The organism is Actinospica durhamensis, assembly GCF_018139695.1.
GTDB lineage: Bacteria > Actinomycetota > Actinomycetes > Streptomycetales > Catenulisporaceae > Actinospica > Actinospica durhamensis.
Window position 1 is genome coordinate 1 of sequence record NZ_JAGSOG010000672.1, and the last position, 605, is coordinate 605.

The 605-nt window shown below is 67.9% G+C and carries 2 protein-coding genes; one reads left to right on the top strand and one right to left on the bottom strand.

Going from position 1 to position 605, the window contains the following annotated elements; translation table 11 throughout:
• The first annotated feature begins 98 nt into the window (after positions 1–98).
• Complete coding sequence (locus KDL01_RS41660; RefSeq protein WP_307846817.1) at positions 99–404, top strand: DUF2610 domain-containing protein; 306 nt, start codon at positions 99–101, stop codon at positions 402–404.
• Here the strand turns inward: KDL01_RS41660 and KDL01_RS41665 are convergent.
• A partial coding sequence (locus KDL01_RS41665) for a hypothetical protein (protein ID WP_212534234.1) occupies positions 326–605 on the bottom strand: 280 nt, incomplete at its 5' end. The two genes, KDL01_RS41660 and KDL01_RS41665, sit on opposite strands and share 79 nt — an antisense overlap.

The following is a 605-nucleotide window of genomic DNA, read 5'->3' on the forward strand; positions in this document are numbered from 1 at the left end:
TACAAGAGACAGGGCCACGGAGACGATGACGAGGATGAGGACGATCAAAGCGAGAGCGCTGTGAGCGCCGGTGACGGCGGCGGGGTGGGTGGGGTCGCGTGAAGAAGTTCACCATCCCGTGTCTGTTCGCCGGGGTGCAGGCGCCGTTCTCGATCTACGTGGGTGAGCCGGTGCTCGAGCCGGCGGATGCGCATCCGATCGAGCAGCAGGCGGCGTGGCTGCTGCGCGAGCGCGGCGGCGTGGTGCCGGAAGAGGTCATGGACTCGTTCATGAAGCTGCTGCAGATCGCGAAGGAGAACAACGTCAGCTTCGAGGAACTGTGCGTCTACGCGCTGGGGACGGCGTCGGGCGAGGCTTCTTCGTCGGGGGATGCGCCGGACTCGGGGGATGCGGCGAGTACCTGAGCGAGCAGTTCGTCGAGCGGGATGCCGGACCGGGCTGCGGCCTCGGCGGCGGTGGCCAGTGCGGTCATGACGTTGTCGGTGTAGCGCTGCTGGAACGTCTGGTAGTACGTGGACTGGTTGGTGGCGACGCTTCCCCACTGGGTGCGGGTCGGGTGCCGGGGCAGCACGAGTTCGACCGGTTCGCCGGGGTGGGCGGGGACG